Genomic DNA, 16,789 nt, shown 5'->3' with positions numbered 1-16,789 from the left:
TCAAGCATAACAACAAACCTGTGCCAAACTGACATTTCCAGTTAAAAAGCAAATTCAAACAAACGTATGATTTTTTATTGACAGCCCCCCGCCCCCCGCCTAACCTCATGCTCAAGCTTCCAGTGCGATCCGCACCCTGAAGCTTGATGGGTGACCCACCATATTGGGTGAGCGGCCACAGCCGTCACCACAACAACAGCATGAATAGGACAGGCAAATGACTACCGTCGCAGACATCATCAGCAAGATGGAAACCAAGTTCAACGCCTCTGCCGCTGCCGGCCTGGATCTGGTGTTCCAGTTCAACATCGAAGATGGCGAAAACTTCAACGTAGCCGTCAAGGATGGCACCTGTGCCGTCAATCAGGGCGACGCTGCCGATCCGAACGTGACCCTGATCATGGACAGCGCCACTCTGGTCGGCGTGATGACTGGTGAAACCGACGGCATGCAGGCCTTCATGGCCGGAAAACTGCGCGCCGAAGGCGACATGATGCTGGCGCTGAAGCTGGGCGAGCTGTTCCCGGCTTAAGTAGCTTCACCCGTCACCACTTTGTGGTGACGGGTCATAACCCTCACCAATCCTTCAACAACACCCTACCTGATAAGCCGATTCAAACGGCCGTTTAACCTTGCTGCCCTCAGGTCACTGCATTAGATTAGCTGACTATTCATGCTAATCCGTTCATGCCTAGTACCTATCAAGTAAGGAAAACCATGTCCGCTACCGATCAGACTACCAGCGTTCGCCAGGGCGAAGAACTGGATGTACAAGCTGTCGATCAATACCTCAAGCAGCATATCGAGGAACTTGAAGGCACACCGCAAGTTCGTCAGTTCCAGGGTGGTGCGTCCAACCTGACCTACCTGCTCAGCTATCCTGGCAAGGATCTGGTACTGCGCCGCCCGCCGTTCGGCAAGAAAGCCAAGTCGGCACATGACATGGGCCGCGAATTCCGTATTCTCAACAAGCTAAACGCCGGTTTCCCCTACTGCCCCAAAGCCTACGTGCACTGCACCGACGAGTCGGTCACAGGCTGTGAGTTCTACGTGATGGAAAAGGTCGAAGGCACCATTCTGCGCGCCGACATCCCTACCGAACTGGGGCTGGACGAGAGCAAGACCCGGGAACTGTGCAAAAGCTTCATCGACAAACTGGTTGAACTGCACAACGTCGACTACGTAGCCTGCGGTCTGGGTGATCTGGGCAAACCCGAAGGTTATGTGAAACGCCAGGTTGAAGGCTGGATTGACCGCTACCAGAAAGCCGCCACTCCCGATGCTCCCGGCTGGGAGCCGGTGATTGCCTGGCTGCGTGAGCATATGCCGGCTGACCATCCCAAACCCGGCATCGTGCACAACGACTACCGGCTGGACAATGTGATCCTCGACCCGAACGACCCGATGCGCATCATCGGCGTACTGGACTGGGAGCTGACCACCCTTGGCGACCCGCTGATGGAGCTGGGCAACACCCTGGCCTACTGGATCGAAGCCAACGACCCGGCCGACCACCAGGCCACCCGACTGCAGCCGAGCAACGCCCCTGGCATGCTGACCCGTCAGGAGTTTGCCGACTACTACGCCGAGCGCGCCGGTATCCAGATCGACAACCTGGACTACTACTATGTGTTCGGCATGTTCCGTCTGGCCGGCATTACCCAGCAGATCTACTACCGCTACTACCATGGCCAGACCAGCAACCCGCGTTTCGCTGGCTTCATTGTCATGAACAAACAGCTGGAGCAGCGCAGTCTGGCCGTCATTCAGCAATCAGCCCTGTAACCAAAGGACAACAATCATGCAAAAGACTCAACTGTTTGACCTCGACGGCAAGGTCGCGCTGGTCACTGGCGCCAGTCGTGGTATTGGTGAGGCGATCGCCAAACTGCTGGCCCAACAGGGTGCCCAGGTCATCATCTCCAGCCGCAAGATCGACGATTGCCAGCAAGTGGCCGACGCCATCAACGCTGCTGGTGGCAAAGCCGTAGCCATGGCCTGCCACATCGGCGACATGGACCAGATCAGCCAGACCATCGGCGCCATCCGCGAACAGTTCGGCAAACTCGACATCCTGGTCAATAACGCCGCTGCCAACCCCTACTTCGGCAACGTGCTGGATACTGACCTGGGCGCCTTCCAAAAGACCGTAGACGTCAACATCCGCGGCTATTTCTTCATGTCGGTCGAAGCCGGCAAACTGATGCGCGAAAACGGCGGCGGTGCCATCCTCAACGTCGCCTCGGTCAACGGCGTAGTACCGGGCGACCTGCAAGGCATCTACTCGATCACCAAGGCCGCCGTGATCAACATGACCAAGGTGTTCGCCAAGGAATGCGCCCAGTTCGGCATCCGCTGCAACGCCCTGCTGCCCGGCCTGACCGACACCAAGTTCGCCTCCGCCCTGACCAGCAACGACAGTATCCTCAAGAATGCCCTGCAGCGCATCCCCCTGCGCCGCGCCGCCGATCCCAGTGAAATGGCCGGCACCGTCCTGTATCTGGTCAGCGACGCTTCCAGCTACACCACCGGCACTGCTATCAACGTCGACGGCGGCATGCTCGCCTGAGGCAAGCCTAGCAACAAAAAACCGGCGCCCAGCGCCGGTTTTTTATGCCCCTACAACTGCACTCCCATTTCACTCAAACCGCTGTAAAGCCTCAACCGCAGCTGGATTAAGCGGTACCGGAGTCAGCCCGGTCACTCCAGACTCGATGGCAAAGCGGGCGCCATCGGCCAGGGGCATGAAGCGCACGGTGAAGGCGTCGGCGCGCAGCCATAGGTCGGCATTGAGCTGATCCAGCCATTGCCACAGGTCACGCCAGGTGGGGGTGGCATGCAATTGGCTGTTGAGTTGGGCGTCCTGCTGACGCTGTTGTTCCAGCGCCAGGTAACGGCCGCGCAGGCGGTGCAGCCGATAGCCGTCCTGCAACCCCAGTACATGGGGCAGCCCAGCCCAGCGCAATACCTGAGCATCCAGTTCCCACTGGTCGCCATCCAAAGTCAGGCGGCGGGTTTTACCTGCTTCATTGACCAGCACCTCGTAACGTTGCGGTCCAAGCTGGCGCAGTTCCAGAGTCGCGACCGTACCATCGCCTTCCAGCGGACGGTAATAATGCAGATCCCAGGCTGCCAGACCGATTGCCAGGCTAGCAGCCAACCCCAATACCAGCAGATTGCCCTTTAGCCAGGCCAGCCACCAGCCCGGACGCCAGCCCAAACGCAACACAATCAATAGCATCAGAAGTGCAACTACACCCACCAGCACGGCTAAACCCAGGTATTGCATCTGTTCTCCTTGGAATCAGGCTGGCATGGGTGGGTCCTGACGACCGCTGCGGCGGGCCAGGTAACAGTCGATCAACCAGCGCGAGATAGTACCCTGGGGCGGGATGCCCGGGAGCTGGTCCAGCGGCCACCACTGGGCCTCTTCAATCTCTTCGGGTTGTGGGCGGATCTCGCCACCGACATAACGGGCGTGAAAGCCCAACATCAGGGAATTGGGGAACGGCCAGTTCTGACTACCCAAATATTCCAATTGCTCAACCTCCAGGCCGACCTCCTCCATCACTTCTCGATGCAGGCACTCTTCAGCTGACTCACCCGGCTCGATAAAACCGGCCAGCGTACTGAAAAATCCGGGACGAAAATGCGGGGCACGGGCCAGGAGAATTTCATCGCCGCGGGTTACCAACACGATAATGCAAGGCGAGAGTTTGGGGTATTGGCGCAAGCCGCAGCCTGGGCACTCCATGGCCCGTTCAGCCGGGCGCGGCAACATGGCGGTGCCACAGCGGCCACAGAATCGGTGGGTTTCGGCCCAGGCATCCAGTTGCTGGGCCAGCCCAAGCAAACGGAAGGTCTGATCATCAACCTGGCCAATCAGTGCTCGCAGCCCGTGCCAGCTGATACCGGGCAAATCACAGGGCTCGGCCAACCGAAACAACTGGCACGGTTTGCCGTCCAGGTATCCGAGCAGCAGGCGCTGTTCTGTCCGGCCAAGGAATCGGGCCGTGTCAATATCAACCAGAAAGCGCCCTTCGTACAAGGCAAAGCGTTCCTGATAATAGACCACTACCCATCCATCATCAGGACTCTGACTTGGGTCATTGGCAGGAACAAAACGACCGAAGGGCGAATGCATCAGGATCAGACCTCGGAAATCTTGTAGCCCAGTTCAGCCAGGCTGTCCTCGGCCAGCGCCAGCACATCGCTGGTGGTTACACTCGAGCGTTCGGCCGATTCCAGATAGAACTCAATGCTGGTCAGGGCGTCAGCCAGTATTTCCAGCTGCGATGCCTGAGGCACCTGTTGACGCTCCAGCATGCTTTCCTTGATGAATCGTGAAGCCAGGTGAATGACCTTGGCCGCTCTGCTCATGCCCAGAAATACCAACCCACCACGGACGGTATCCAGGGTGCTGGGTACATTGAGCAGGTGCATCGCGTCATTGCTGGATTCGGTATAGGCCGTGATCGCCCGCTTGGCCAATGCTAGCCCGGCCTGTGACTCTTCGATCAGTACAATCCGTGCTTCTTTCAGTTCGACCGGCTCAGGCAAGCCGCCCTGCCCGCCCAACAAACCAGCCTCGCTCGGATTATCGAGTCGGTTGACGGCGGTTTCGGCCTGCAACACGGCATCAGCCACCTGCTCCAGCACCTGGGTTTTGCCTGGCTGCCAGCCTTCAAGCTGGCTTACCGCCTGACGAATGCCGTCAGAGACCTCGGCCAGATCAAGCATGCTGAGCGTTTTCCACAGCCGCTCGAGCCCGGCCTTGAGGCTTTCCAGGGACTGCTCGGCGTCACCGGCATTACGCGCCAGCAGGTCGAGCAGGTCCTTGATGCCGGTGACTTCCTCGTGCAGCGCTTCGGCAACCGAGCGCATGACGTCTGCGCCGGGGCCATTCAGACGCTGCCGACCTTGCTCCAGTTCGGCATCGGTAAAGCCCGGAGCCGGCAGGTTCAGAGCCTGACGCAGGCTCTGGCAGCGGCTGCTGGTGTCAGCAGAGAGAGCTACCAGATAAAGAAACTCGGGTAATAACGGCGAGGCCGTAGCCGGCGCGTCAATAGCGTTGCCCAGACGCCGGACTTCCCGGTCGAGACGGGCGAATAGCCGCTTACGCTCGGTGGTCAGTGTCAACGGCGTCTGCTCAATCCCTTCGAGCGCGGCCGAAGCAGCCTGGCACAGTGATGCTCCAGCCTGATTCAGGCTGGTTTCCCAGCGCTGCAAGGCACGCTGCATCAGCGGTGCGGCGGTGGCCAGGCTGTCATCGCGCAGCAGGCCAAGCAGACCGACCTGATACATTTGCCGTAACCGGGCAAAGGTCTTGGCACCCAACGCGGTCGAACTGCCGGCAGCGGTCAGCGGCAGGTCGACGGGCAATTGGTAGAAGTAGCTGTCAGGCAACGGGGCTTGGCCAGCCTGCAAAGCGCGCAGCCGGTTGATGGCCGGCAGCAGCAGCTCAGGCCGCTCAGTACCCTGTTGACGACTCAGATGCAGATAGCGGCCCAGCAGGAACAAGCTGTCACACAGTGCGGTCAGCGGTTCGTTGCGACCCTCACCATCGTGTACGGGTATATCGGTGGCCAGCGCGACCATTTCCGCCACCAGTAACGAGCCGCCTCGCAATTCGATCAGCGATAGCGTACCCCGAACCTGCTGCATGCCTTCGATCGCTCGCTGCAGCAAGCTGCCATTGCGCCGATCTTCAAGGAATTGCTGCAGTACATCTTCGACATCGCCAATCGTGGCGAACAGTTCATCCCTGACAAGATCAAGTGATGTGGCACCGGTTAGCATCGTGTTATCTCCCCACCATCCCTGCAGTCAAAGGCCTGAATCAATCAGCAAAGTCGGCCGACTTTTTGCTCATGTGCGCCGTCATGGCCAACTTGAGATCTTCGGATTGCAGCATGGCTGCATTCCAGCTAGCGATATAGTTCAGTCCATCCTCGACACTGTGATCGCGGCTGTAGCGAATCATTTCCTTGGTCCCACGGATCGCCAGGGGTGATTTCGAGGCGATCTCCGCGGCCAGCGCCAACACCCCCTCAAGCAGTTCGGCGTGGCTATCCCAGGTCCGGTTGACCAGCCCGATCCGGGCTGCTTCATGGCCATCGACCATGCGCCCGGTGTAGGCCAACTCACGCATCATGCCATCGCCGATCAGGTGCGGCAATCGCTGGAGGGTGCCAACATCGGCGGCCATGCCCATGTCGATTTCCTTGATCGAGAACTGGGCATCGGGGGTGCTGTAACGCATATCGCAGGCGGAAATCAGATCGATTGCGCCACCCAGGCAATAGCCATGCACCGCGGCAATGACCGGTTTACGGCACTGATCAATGGCGTTGAAGGACGCTTGCAGACGCAGGATGTTACGGCGAATTCGCTCGGCATTGCGGCCGATGTCAGTAGTCATGCCAGCGGCGGCCTGGGCCAGCATCGCCAGGTCGATACCTGCGGAAAAGTGTTTGCCAGCCCCGGAAATCACTACCACGCGCACGCTGTCGGTCTGGTCGACCCAGCCAAACACTTGCACGATCTCGTCCCAGAACGCCGCATTCATGGCATTGACCTTTTCCGGCCGGTTGATCAGCACATGGGCAACCTTGTCGTGCTGCTCTACCAGTAGGGTCTGATACTCGGGCATGGCTCAACTACTCCTTAGGTGGCATTGCCGGCGCTGGTGCCAGCTGCTGCAATAACGGCCGTGACAAAGGCGTGACTATAACAAGCCTGCTCTGTATCGGCATACCTCCTGAATGCAGCCAACAGCAATTCTGTGAGCGACTTCCGGCTCATTGACAACTATTGCTGTCGCATTCGCTACAGCGCCCGATAACTGGCAGGAGTATGATGGCACGCCGTGCGCAGGTTCTACCGTCGCACATCCCGTTCAAAGGTTCTCAGAGGCGATCCCTGAATGATGCCTTACCGGCCGCAGCCCGGTACGAGGCGTCATTCAGAGTTTTCTTCCAAACCTTTGAAGGACCTTCCCATGTCACAAGCTCTGCTGCCCGCGCTAGCTGGCAATTTTCTGGGCCAAGCCCCAGGCTGGTATAAGCGCACCATAGTCGCCTTCCTTATTCTCAACCCTCTGCTGTTCTGGCTGATCGGGCCTTACCTGACCGGCTGGATACTGGTGCTCGAGTTCATCTTCACCCTGGCCATGGCGCTCAAGTGCTACCCCCTGCTACCCGGTGGTTTGCTGGCAATCGAGGCGCTGGCCATTGGCATGACCAGTGCCGACGCCCTGTATCAGGAGGTGATGGGCAACCTGCCGGTGATCCTGCTGCTGATGTTCATGGTTGCCGGGATTTACTTTATGAAGGATCTGCTACTGGTAACCTTTACCAAGCTGATTCTGGGAATACGCTCCAAGTCACTGATGGGGCTACTTTTTTGTTTTGTAGCTGCAGTACTTTCTGCATTTCTCGACGCCCTGACCGTAACTGCGGTGATCATCAGTGTGGCGGTAGGCTTTTACGGGGTCTATCACAAGGTTGCCTCCGCCGGCAGTACCGACCCGGCCAGTGACCCGGAAGGTGAAGAAGGTTTGCACCGTGAGCACCTGGAAGAATTCCGTGCGTTTCTACGCAGCCTTCTCATGCACGGCGCAGTCGGGACCGCACTGGGCGGGGTCTGCACCCTGGTCGGCGAGCCACAGAACCTGCTGATCGCCCGAGTCGCCGACTGGGATTTCATCGAATTCTTCACACTGATGGCACCGGTAAGCATGCCGGTATTGGCTGCGGGTCTGACAACCTGCCTGCTGCTGGAGAAAACCGGCTGGTTCGGCTACGGGGCCAAGCTGCCACGTTCGGTACGCCGGGTGCTGGAAGAGTTTTCCCAGGCAGAGCAGGCAAAGCGCAAGGGAGGCCAGAAGGCAGCGCTGACGGTGCAGGCCATCGTCGCCGTGCTGCTGGTTCTGGGCTTGGCGCTGCATGTAGCAGAGGTCGGATTCATTGGTCTGATGGTTATCATCCTGATCACCTCATTCAACGGGGTGATCGACGAGCACCAGATCGGCAAGGCGTTTCAGGAGGCCCTGCCCTTCACGTCACTGCTGGTGGTGTTCTTCGCCATCGTTGCGGTGATCCATGAGCAGCACCTGTTCAGCCCGATCATTGAAGCCGTACTGGCCCTGCCACCGGAGTCTCAGCCAAGCATGTTTTTCCTGGCCAACGGCTTGTTGTCGATGATCAGTGACAACGTGTTCGTTGCCACGGTCTACATCAGCGAGATCAAGAAAGCCTTGGATGAAGGCAATATTACTCGCGATCAGTTCGAGTTGCTGGCCATCGCCATCAACACCGGTACCAATCTGCCCAGCGTTGCCACCCCCAACGGCCAGGCGGCGTTCTTGTTCCTGCTGACCTCGGCCATTGCGCCGCTGGTGCGCCTGTCCTATGGCCGTATGGTGGTGATGGCGCTGCCATATACGCTGGTGTTGGGTGGGGTGGGGCTATTTGCCGTCAGCAACTGGCTTTAAAACCTATTCGCTCGGCTTGCCCTGCCACAGGGTAAAGCCGGCTGACTTTTCCACGGCAGCCAGGCATTTGGCATGGGCTGCCAGTTCGGCTTCGCTGGCACGCAGCACCCGCAAACCGGCACGATCCTGCTCACTCAGACGCCGGATCACACTGCCATGCTGACCGCCTTCACCCGAGTCCTGGCCATTGCCGGCCAGGCTCAGGGCGGTCTGGCCGCCAGTCATGATCAGATAGACATCGGCGAGAATTTCCGCATCCAGCAAGGCGCCGTGCAGGTCACGCTGGGAGTTGTCGACCCCGTAGCGTTTGCACAAGGCATCCAAGCTGTTGCGCTGGCCTGGATGCTTTTCCCGAGCCATGGCCAGGGTATCGAGCACGCTGCAATGATCGATTACCCGACCATGACCAGCATTGAGACGGTCAAGCTCGCTGTCGATAAAGCCGACGTCGAACGCCGCGTTATGAATAACCAGCCGAGCACCGCTGATAAAGCGCATGAAGTCCTCGACCACGTCGGCGAACAGCGGCTTATCGACCAGAAATTCGTTGGTAATACCGTGAACCGCGATAGCGCCTTCATCAACCTCGCGCTGAGGGTTGATATAGACATGGTAATGACGCCCGGTTAAACGCCGGCCGATCAGTTCGACACAGCCGATTTCGATGATCCGGTGACCTTCCTTGGGCTCGATACCCGTGGTTTCGGTATCCAGTACCACTTCACGCATGTGAACGCCCTCGCGCTTTCAATACCTGTTCTACACCCTGATTGGCCAGGGCATCGGCTATTTCATTTTCCCGGTGACCGCTGTGGCCGCGCACCCAGCGCCACTCAACCTGATGCTGAGCCACCAGTTCGTCAAGCTGCTGCCACAGATCGGCATTCTTGACCGGCTGGCGACTGGAGGTTTTCCAGCCGCGCTTTTTCCAGTTGGGCATCCACTCGCGGATGCCCTTCATTACATACTCGGAATCTGTAGTCAGAATGACCTGCGAGGATTTTTTCAGCGCCTGCAGGCCCTGAATCGCCGCCATAAGCTCCATGCGGTTGTTGGTGGTATCGGGCTCGCCACCGCATAGGGCCTTTTCATGTTCGCCCCAACGCAGCAATACCCCCCAGCCACCGGGACCGGGATTGCCCTTGCAGGCTCCGTCGGTGAAGATTTCTATCGCCTGAGTCATCGACTGTTCCGTTTCTGCGCACGTCGGCTGCCAGCTACCAGCGGTGGCAGATTCAGTGCCGGGAATGCCATGCTGCGCTCGCGGCTTGGGGTAGCCCCCAACATCTGGCGTCGCGCAACGAGAAAGTAGAAGCCGCCGCCCGGTATTCGATGGCGCCCGCTCAGCCGTTCAAGCCGTTGCAGGCGATCGAGCCAGCGCTGCGATCTGAGCGGCGGACGATAACACCCATCCACCCGTTTCTCCACCACAAAACCCAACAGTTCCAGCCAGTCGATCAAGCGCGACGGGCTGACAAAACCTGCCTCGCTGAACCAGTCACGCCCGGCGAAATGACTGAGCCCCCAAGCACTCCAGGGGTTGAAGCCGAAAATCAGCATGTGCCCGCCAGCCCGGACCGCCTGACAGGCCTCACGCAGCAAGGTGCGCGGCGCCAGACAGAAATCCAGCCCATGGTGCAGCACCACAACATCCAGCGACTGCGGCGCAAACGGCCAATGCCCCTCCTCGACCGGAATCGCCTGACTGCCGTTTATCAGATCAACCTGCCAGTGATTGCGCAGCACGACACGCTCTTCATCCAGCAGCCCAGGAGCCAAACCATACTGCACCAGATGCTGACCAAAACATGTCGGCAGTGTGTCACGCATGACCTGCCGTTCAGCGGCCAGCAGCATCTGCCCGGGCGGCGAATCCAGCCAGGCCCTGGCCACCTCAAGCAGCCGGATCAGATCGGCCTGACTGATGGAGCCGGACGCATCCGGAGTCGACATGAAACCTCCACGGGGTGGCCTTGGTCAGGCACAACCCCTAGAATTAACCTTAACAGAACACATAGCGTAGCCCTTAATATGCCTGACATCATTGCCCTGCCAGCGTTCAATGACAACTATATCTGGCTGATCGTCGACGAAGCCAGCCGTCAGGTCGCGGCTGTCGACCCTGGCGACGCCAAGCCGGTCATCAACTGGTTGGGCCGACGCCCCGACTACAGCCTGACCCGAATTCTGATCACCCACCACCACCCGGATCATACCGGCGGCCTGGCCACCCTCAAGGCAGCAACCGAGTGCCGAGTCTATGGCCCAGACAATCCGGCGATCAGGGGTATTGACCGGCCACTGGCCGAAGGTGCTCGGTTCGCGCTGTTCGGTCAAGAGGTTGAAGTTATAGCCGTACCCGGACACACCCTGGACCACATCGCCTTTTATTGCGCCAACGACGGCGATCCCTGGCTGCTGAGTGGCGACACCCTGTTTGCTGGCGGTTGCGGGCGACTCTTTGAAGGCAGCGCCGAGCAGATGCAGACTTCACTGCAGAAGCTTGCCGCTCTGCCGGACCAAACGCGGGTCTATTGCGCCCACGAATATACTCAGTCGAACCTGCGTTTTGCCCGGGCGGTAGAACCGGACAACGACGATATCAAGGTGCGCTTGGAAGTGGTCGACGAGCTACGCAGCGACGGTCGCATCACCCTGCCCAGCAGTATCGGTCTGGAGAAACTGACCAATCCGTTCATGCGCAGCTCGGTTGCCGAGGTCACTGCCGCCGCTAGCCGCCATTGCGGCAAAACCCTTGCGCCCGGCGCCGAAACCCTGGCTGCAGTCCGGGCCTGGAAGGACAACTTCTGAGACCAACTGCCTCATTTGTGAGGCAGCTCTCAACCCTGTAGCGATTTGACGCAGCGTTGCGGCTTGCAGCGAGTGGGGTATCCCCCTAAAATCGGTCAAATTTTGACCGGGCCAGCTCATGCGTTTTTATCAGAAGTTACTCATCTCACATGGCAAAACCTGCCTTGCACTGATTCTGGCGGTGCTGGCAGGTTGCCAAAGTAGCCCCAGCCTTCAACAACATGAGCCTAGCCTCAAACCCGGCAGAACCGCCGAACCCGCGAGCCCGCCTCGCGCCAGCAGCAAACCCCGCGCCCGCCAGGCCGCCCCTGAAGAACCCCATACCCTGTGGTCACGCATTCGCCAGGGTTTCCTGCTTGACCCGGCCCTGATCGACAACCCGCGCATTGACCAGCAGCGTCTGGCCTTTCTCAACCAGACCCGTTATTTCGAAGTCAGCGGCGAACGAGCTCAACGTTACCTGCATTACGTAGTCGAGCAACTGGAGGCCCGTGAACTGCCCCAGGAACTGGCGCTGCTGCCGTTCGTTGAAAGCTCCTACAACCCGATGGCCTATTCCAGCGCTCATGCCGCTGGTCTTTGGCAATTCATTCCCTCCACCGGTCAGCAGTTCTCGCTGCGCCAGGACTGGTGGTACGACGGCCGGCGTGACGTGGTTGCCTCGACGCAGGCTGCCATGGACTACCTGACCCAGCTCAACGAGCGCTTCGATGGCGACTGGCTACTGGCTCTGGCTGCTTACAACTGTGGAGAAGGCTGCGTTGGCCGGGCTATTCAACGCAACCAGGCGCTGAACCTGCCGACCGATTACTGGAATCTGCAACTGCCGCGCGAGACCATGAACTACGTGCCCAAGCTGCTGGCCCTGGCACAGATCATTGACAGCCCGACTCAACATGGCGCAGCTCTACCCGAACTGCCGGACGAACCCTACTTTGCCGAAATCACCATCGAGCACCAACTGGAGCTGAGCAAGGCTGCCGAACTGGCCGATATCAGCACCGACGAATTGCTGCGCCTGAACCCGGCCTTCAAGCAACGTATCACCGCACCGCAGGGCACCTACCAAATGCTGGTTCCGGTTGATCGCGCCGAACAGTTCAGCGCCGCGCTGGCAGCCCTGCCCGAGGATCAACGGGTGAACTACCAGCGTTATCAGGTCCGCAGTGGCGATACCTTGTCGCAGATTGCCCGTCGCTACCAAGTCAGCGTCGGTGCTCTACGCGAAGTCAACAGCATCAATGGCAACCTGATCCGTGTTGGTCAGACCCTGATGCTGCCGCGCCTGGGTGATAGCGAGCCCGCGCCCCAGAGCGTCGCCGCAATTGCCGCTGCCACACCCCAGGAGCTGCGCTATCAGGTCCGGCCCGGCGACAACCTCTGGGCCATTGCCCGCAACCATGGCCTGAGTGTGAGCCAAATCAAGCAGCACAACGGACTCGAAAGCCCGGCATTGAGGGCAGGCCAGACGCTGCGCCTGCCGGCTGCGGCCAGTGCCAGCCAGAACCGCAGCATGACTTATACGGTCAAAAGTGGCGACTCGCTCTACAGCATCGCTCGCCAGTTCAAGGTCGAGATCCAGAATATCCGCGACTGGAACCAGCTTGGCCGGCACATCCAGCCTGGCCAGCAACTGACCCTGTTCGTGCCCTGAAACTTCCCGCCACCAGCCCCGGGAACGTCCCCGGGGCATCATGGTCTGTCACATGACATCATTCCTTGATTGCTTGAGAGCTTTCACCAATGCAGGAGGAATGGTAGCGTTGCGCTTGAACCTTTAGACGCGGCAGTCCATGACAGCAAGGCTATTCTCGACACTGACAACACTGCTGTTGCTGGCCCTGAGCCTGCAGGCCAGCGCTGCCGTCTACAAGCAACACGGCTATGCCCTGTACGGCCTGCCGCGCTACACCAGTGACTTTCAGCATCTGGACTATGTCAACCCTGATGCACCCAAGGGTGGCACCCTGCGAGTGATGGGCAATGGCACCTTCGACACCCTCAATCCCTACACGCTCAAAGGCACCAGCCCAGTCAACACCGGCAACTTCCAGCACTACGGCATTACCGAGTTGAACGAGCCACTGATGGTCGGCACCGGCGTTTACGACCCTTCCGGGGATGAACCCTATTCGGCCTATGGGCTGATCGCCGAAACCCTGGAATTTAGTGACGACCGTAGCTGGGTGGTATTCAACCTGCGCCCCGAGGCCCGCTTCCACGATGGCCAGCCGATCACAGCACGGGATGTGGAGTTTTCCTGGCGCTTGCTCAGCGAGCAGGGGCACCCCAATTACCGCTCGATGCTTCAGGAGGTCGAGCGCGTCGACATCCTCGGTCAGCACCGCATCCGCTTCGTTTTTGGCCGCAGCGACAACCCGCTGCTGATCCTGCGCCTGAGCGAACTGCCGGTGCTGCCGGAGCACTACTGGCGCGACCGCAACTTTGCTGACACCACCTTCGAACCCGGACTCAACAGCGGACCCTACCGGATCACCGACGTTCGCCCCGGTCGCCGGCTGGTGTTCGAGCGGGTGAAGAACTACTGGGGGCGCGATTTGCCGATCAACCGCGGTAAGTACAACGTCGATCGCCTGGAGGTTGAGTTCTACCGCGACAACAACGTCGCCTTCGAGGCCTTCAAGGCCGGTCTGTTCGACTTCTATTTCGACCACAAGGCCAGCAACTGGGAAAACGCCTACGACTTCCCGGCGGTGCGCAACGGTCAGGTGCGCAAACGGGCGGTGCCGCACCAGATTCCCAGCGCCACCCAGGCCCTGTTCTTCAATACCCGCCGCGCGCCCTTCGATCAACGCCAGGTGCGCCAGGCACTGGGCATGATGTTCGATTTCGAGTGGTCCAATCGGGTGTTGTTCTACGACGCGTATCAGCGCTCACTCAGCTACTATCCCAACAGCCCTTTCAGCGCTAGCGACATTCCGGTCGGACAGGAGTTTCTGTACCTGTCCCCACATCGCAAAGCACTGCCTTCGGCACTGTTTCTGGAGCCCTTCAGGCTACCGGTCACCGATGGTCGCGGCATCCCCCGCGAGCATTTGCGCCAAGTGGTGGAGTTGTTTGCAGAGGCCGGCTGGACCTTGCGCCAGGGTCGCCTGGTCAATAAAAACAACCAGCCGCTGGTGTTCGAGGTCCTGCTGGTCAACCCCAGTCTTGAGCGCATCCTCCAGCCCTACCGGGCCAACTTGTCACGTCTGGGGATCGAGTTGCGCGTGCGCACCGTGGACCGGGCCCAATACAAGGCCCGGCTCGACCAGTTCGATTACGATATGATCCTGGCCACCTTGCCGCAGAGCCTGTCGCCCGGGCTCGAACAGCATGGCTACTTCCACTCCAGTCAGCGTGACGTCAAGGGCAGCCGCAACTATGCCGGGGTCAGTCATCCGGTGGTTGACGATCTGCTTGAACACCTGCTGGCCGCCACGACCCGAGAAGAACAGATTGGCGCTGCCCGGGCTCTGGACAGGGTGTTACTATGGCAGCACTACACAATTCCAAACTGGTATATAAACTACCACCGCATTGCTCACCGTCGCTGGCTCAAGAGCCCGGAGACACCACCCTATTCGCTGGCCATCCGGAGCTGGTGGATAGACATGGAAGCGGATTAGAAAAACAAGGTCACTCGATGCGCGCCACGTTGAAAATGTTCACCGGTTTCCTGATGCTCGCGCTGGCCCCACTGGCCAGTGCAGCCGGTAGCCACGCCCTGACCCTGTACGGCGAGCCGCCAAAGTATCCGGCGGACTTCAGCCATTTCGAATACGTCAATCCGGAGGCACCCAAGGGCGGTACCCTGCGCCTGTCCGGCTTTGGCAGCTTCGACTCACTCAACGGTTTCATCAGCCGCGGCAACAGCGCTGACCGATTGGGCCTGATCTACGACACCCTGACCTTCCACTCGCTGGACGAGCCGTTCACCGAATACGGGTTGCTGGCCGAACGCATCGAGCACCCCGAAGACAATACCTGGGTTCGTTTTTACCTGAGGCCCCAGGCGCGTTTTCATGATGGCCAACCGGTCACCGCCAACGATGTGGTGTTCACCTTCAACACCCTGGTGGAAAAAGGCGCGCCCTTCTATCGAGCCTATTACGCCGACGTGAAGGAAGTGGTGGCCAATGACGAGCGTACCGTGACCTTCCACTTCCACCATGGCCGCAACCGTGAATTGCCACTGGTACTGGGCCAATTGCCGGTACTGCCGGCACATTATTGGGCTGAGCGCGATTTCGCTCGCACCACCCTGGAACCGCCGCTGGGCAGCGGTCCCTACCGGATTGCCCAGGTCAACGCCGGGCGCAGCATCAGCTTCAGCCGGGTCGAGGACTACTGGGGCGCCGACCTGCCGGTCAACCGTGGCTTTTATAACTTCGACCGGGTCGTGGTGGACTATTACCGCGATCTAGGGGTAGCCCTGGAGGCCTTCAAGGCTGGCCAGTTCGACTTCAACCAGGAATACAGTGCCCGCAACTGGGCCGGCGGCTACGCCAGCCCGGCCCTGCGTGACGGCCGGATCATCCAGGAGGAGATCCCCAATCTCAACACCCAGGGCATGCAAGGCTTCGTCTTCAACATGCGCCGGCCCTACTTCCAGGACCGCCGGGTCCGCAAGGCCATCACCCTGCTGTTCGACTTCGAGTGGGCCAATGGCCGGCTGTTCCATAATGCCTATGAGCGCAGCAACAGCTATTTCGGCAACTCCGAGCTGGGCGCCAACGGCCTGCCTGATGAAGCTGAACTGGCACTGCTGGAACCCTGGCGCGAGCAGTTGCCGGACAGCGTATTCGGTCCGGCCTGGAGCCCGCCCCGCACTGATGGCAGCGGCGTGATCCGCGAGCAGATGCGTGAGGCTTACGCCCTATTGCAGGAAGCCGGCTGGCGGATCGAGAACGACCTTCTGGTCAATGAGGACGGCGAGCCACTGCGCTTCGAGTTTCTGATCGTTCAGGCCGACTTCGAGCGGGTGCTGCTACCCTACAAGCGCAATCTGGCGTCACTCGGCATCGAGCTGACCCTGCGTCGGGTAGACACCTCGCAGTACATCAACCGCCTGCGCTCACGCGACTTCGATATGGTAGTCACCAGCTTCGGCCAGTCCAACTCACCAGGCAATGAGCAACGCGAATACTGGCACTCAGCGAGCGCCGACAACCCTGGCAGCCGTAACCTGATGGGTTTGCGCCACCCGGCGGTGGACGCTCTGGTCGACGGCCTGATCCAGGCCGACTCACGGGAGTCGCTAATCACCCATACCCGGGCCCTGGACCGGGTACTGCGGGCCAAGCACATCCTGGTGCCGAACTTCCACACCACCGTCTACCGGGTTGCCTACTGGAACCGCTTTGCCCACCCAGCGCTGCCGCCCAAGTATGACCTGGGGCTGTTCACCTGGTGGGAAGACCCGGCCAAGGCGGCCGCGCTGCGCAGTCGCCCGCTTATCATCGAAACCCAGGACGACTGAGC

15 protein-coding genes are annotated in these 16,789 nt (G+C 59.7%); 8 read left to right on the top strand and 7 right to left on the bottom strand.

All coding sequences use genetic code 11. The features are described from left to right. Nucleotides 1-217 precede the first annotated feature (217 nt). From C2846_RS02435 to C2846_RS02425, 3 genes are all read left to right on the top strand, one after another. Nucleotides 218-532, top strand: a complete 315-nt coding sequence (locus C2846_RS02435; RefSeq protein ID WP_080050368.1) for an SCP2 sterol-binding domain-containing protein — start codon at nt 218-220, stop codon at nt 530-532. Between the two features lie 185 nt (nt 533-717). Beyond that, nucleotides 718-1,785: a phosphotransferase family protein gene (locus C2846_RS02430; protein WP_119700589.1), complete on the top strand. Its 1,068-nt coding sequence runs from the start codon at nt 718-720 to the stop codon at nt 1,783-1,785. Between the two features lie 16 nt (nt 1,786-1,801). After that, nucleotides 1,802-2,569 (top strand): SDR family oxidoreductase, encoded by a 768-nt coding sequence (locus C2846_RS02425; protein WP_080050366.1) that lies wholly within the window; start codon nt 1,802-1,804, stop codon nt 2,567-2,569. 69 nt (nt 2,570-2,638) lie between these two features. Here the strand turns inward: C2846_RS02425 and C2846_RS02420 are convergent, their stop codons facing one another. The 4 genes from C2846_RS02420 to C2846_RS02405 are packed head-to-tail and all read right to left on the bottom strand — an operon-like array spanning nt 2,639 to nt 6,652. Then, the gene (locus tag C2846_RS02420; RefSeq protein WP_080050365.1) at nt 2,639-3,289 is read right to left on the bottom strand and encodes a hypothetical protein; all 651 of its coding nucleotides are present in this window, start codon (nt 3,287-3,289) and stop codon (nt 2,639-2,641) included. A 15-nt stretch (nt 3,290-3,304) separates the two neighbouring features. Continuing rightward, nucleotides 3,305-4,144, bottom strand: coding sequence for an NAD(+) diphosphatase (gene nudC, locus C2846_RS02415; protein WP_080050364.1), 840 nt, complete (start codon nt 4,142-4,144; stop codon nt 3,305-3,307). A 5-nt stretch (nt 4,145-4,149) separates the two neighbouring features. Continuing rightward, on the bottom strand, nt 4,150-5,799 hold the full coding sequence (locus C2846_RS02410; RefSeq protein ID WP_080050363.1) for a FimL-related protein: 1,650 nt from the start codon (nt 5,797-5,799) through the stop codon (nt 4,150-4,152). 40 nt (nt 5,800-5,839) lie between these two features. Then, nucleotides 5,840-6,652, bottom strand: a complete 813-nt coding sequence (locus C2846_RS02405; RefSeq protein WP_080050362.1) for a crotonase/enoyl-CoA hydratase family protein — start codon at nt 6,650-6,652, stop codon at nt 5,840-5,842. 348 nt (nt 6,653-7,000) lie between these two features. Here C2846_RS02405 and nhaB point away from each other — a divergent pair, with 348 nt between their 5' ends. Then, nucleotides 7,001-8,494 carry a sodium/proton antiporter NhaB gene (gene nhaB / locus C2846_RS02400; RefSeq protein ID WP_080050361.1) on the top strand — a complete coding sequence of 498 codons (1,494 nt, stop codon included), beginning with the start codon at nt 7,001-7,003 and terminating at the stop codon, nt 8,492-8,494. 3 nt (nt 8,495-8,497) lie between these two features. Here the strand turns inward: nhaB and dnaQ are convergent, their stop codons facing one another. From dnaQ to C2846_RS02385, 3 genes are read right to left on the bottom strand one after another with little or no spacing between them, the layout of a single operon-like run. Then, nucleotides 8,498-9,223 carry a DNA polymerase III subunit epsilon gene (gene dnaQ, locus C2846_RS02395; protein ID WP_080050360.1) on the bottom strand — a complete coding sequence of 242 codons (726 nt, stop codon included), beginning with the start codon at nt 9,221-9,223 and terminating at the stop codon, nt 8,498-8,500. Further along, nucleotides 9,216-9,677, bottom strand: a complete 462-nt coding sequence (gene rnhA, locus C2846_RS02390) for a ribonuclease HI (protein ID WP_080050359.1) — start codon at nt 9,675-9,677, stop codon at nt 9,216-9,218. Before rnhA ends, dnaQ begins: the two co-directional genes overlap by 8 nt. Next, nucleotides 9,674-10,447, bottom strand: a complete 774-nt coding sequence (locus C2846_RS02385) for a class I SAM-dependent methyltransferase (RefSeq protein ID WP_080050358.1) — start codon at nt 10,445-10,447, stop codon at nt 9,674-9,676. Before C2846_RS02385 ends, rnhA begins: the two co-directional genes overlap by 4 nt. A gap of 78 nt (nt 10,448-10,525) precedes the next feature. Here C2846_RS02385 and gloB point away from each other — a divergent pair, with 78 nt between their 5' ends. The 4 genes from gloB to C2846_RS02365 all read left to right on the top strand — a co-directional run bounded on the left by gloB (nt 10,526) and on the right by C2846_RS02365 (nt 16,787). Continuing rightward, nucleotides 10,526-11,305 (top strand): hydroxyacylglutathione hydrolase, encoded by a 780-nt coding sequence (gene gloB, locus C2846_RS02380; RefSeq protein ID WP_080050357.1) that lies wholly within the window; start codon nt 10,526-10,528, stop codon nt 11,303-11,305. 118 nt (nt 11,306-11,423) lie between these two features. Further along, a complete protein-coding gene (locus C2846_RS02375) occupies nt 11,424-12,959 on the top strand; it encodes a lytic transglycosylase (protein WP_119700588.1) in 1,536 nt (511 codons plus the stop codon). Nucleotides 12,960-13,098: 139 nt separating this feature from the next. Continuing rightward, on the top strand, nt 13,099-14,934 hold the full coding sequence (locus tag C2846_RS02370) for an extracellular solute-binding protein (RefSeq protein WP_119700587.1): 1,836 nt from the start codon (nt 13,099-13,101) through the stop codon (nt 14,932-14,934). A 17-nt stretch (nt 14,935-14,951) separates the two neighbouring features. Beyond that, nucleotides 14,952-16,787: an extracellular solute-binding protein gene (locus C2846_RS02365; protein ID WP_080050354.1), complete on the top strand. Its 1,836-nt coding sequence runs from the start codon at nt 14,952-14,954 to the stop codon at nt 16,785-16,787. Nucleotides 16,788-16,789: the final 2 nt, after the last annotated feature.

Origin of the sequence: Pseudomonas jilinensis (genome assembly GCF_003586265.1) — a bacterium.
GTDB lineage: Bacteria > Pseudomonadota > Gammaproteobacteria > Pseudomonadales > Pseudomonadaceae > Halopseudomonas > Halopseudomonas phragmitis.
Note: the sequence above shows the minus strand (reverse complement) of the source record. Positions and strands in the feature narration are given on the sequence as shown.

Bases quoted from the DNA above. Each gene is read 5' to 3' on its own strand.
- C2846_RS02425 (WP_080050366.1), top strand. From the start codon at position 1,802: ATGCAAAAGACTCAACTGTTTGACCTCGACGGCAAGGTCGCGCTGGTC.
- C2846_RS02370 (WP_119700587.1), top strand. From the start codon at position 13,099: ATGACAGCAAGGCTATTCTCGACACTGACAACACTGCTGTTGCTGGCC.
- C2846_RS02410 (WP_080050363.1), bottom strand. From the start codon at position 5,799: ATGCTAACCGGTGCCACATCACTTGATCTTGTCAGGGATGAACTGTTC.
- rnhA (WP_080050359.1), bottom strand. From the start codon at position 9,677: ATGACTCAGGCGATAGAAATCTTCACCGACGGAGCCTGCAAGGGCAAT.
- nhaB (WP_080050361.1), top strand. From the start codon at position 7,001: ATGTCACAAGCTCTGCTGCCCGCGCTAGCTGGCAATTTTCTGGGCCAA.
- nudC (WP_080050364.1), bottom strand. From the start codon at position 4,144: ATGCATTCGCCCTTCGGTCGTTTTGTTCCTGCCAATGACCCAAGTCAG.
- C2846_RS02405 (WP_080050362.1), bottom strand. From the start codon at position 6,652: ATGCCCGAGTATCAGACCCTACTGGTAGAGCAGCACGACAAGGTTGCC.
- C2846_RS02375 (WP_119700588.1), top strand. From the start codon at position 11,424: ATGCGTTTTTATCAGAAGTTACTCATCTCACATGGCAAAACCTGCCTT.
- C2846_RS02365 (WP_080050354.1), top strand. From the start codon at position 14,952: ATGCGCGCCACGTTGAAAATGTTCACCGGTTTCCTGATGCTCGCGCTG.
- dnaQ (WP_080050360.1), bottom strand. From the start codon at position 9,223: ATGCGTGAAGTGGTACTGGATACCGAAACCACGGGTATCGAGCCCAAG.
- C2846_RS02430 (WP_119700589.1), top strand. From the start codon at position 718: ATGTCCGCTACCGATCAGACTACCAGCGTTCGCCAGGGCGAAGAACTG.
- gloB (WP_080050357.1), top strand. From the start codon at position 10,526: ATGCCTGACATCATTGCCCTGCCAGCGTTCAATGACAACTATATCTGG.
- C2846_RS02420 (WP_080050365.1), bottom strand. From the start codon at position 3,289: ATGCAATACCTGGGTTTAGCCGTGCTGGTGGGTGTAGTTGCACTTCTG.
- C2846_RS02385 (WP_080050358.1), bottom strand. From the start codon at position 10,447: ATGTCGACTCCGGATGCGTCCGGCTCCATCAGTCAGGCCGATCTGATC.
- C2846_RS02435 (WP_080050368.1), top strand. From the start codon at position 218: ATGACTACCGTCGCAGACATCATCAGCAAGATGGAAACCAAGTTCAAC.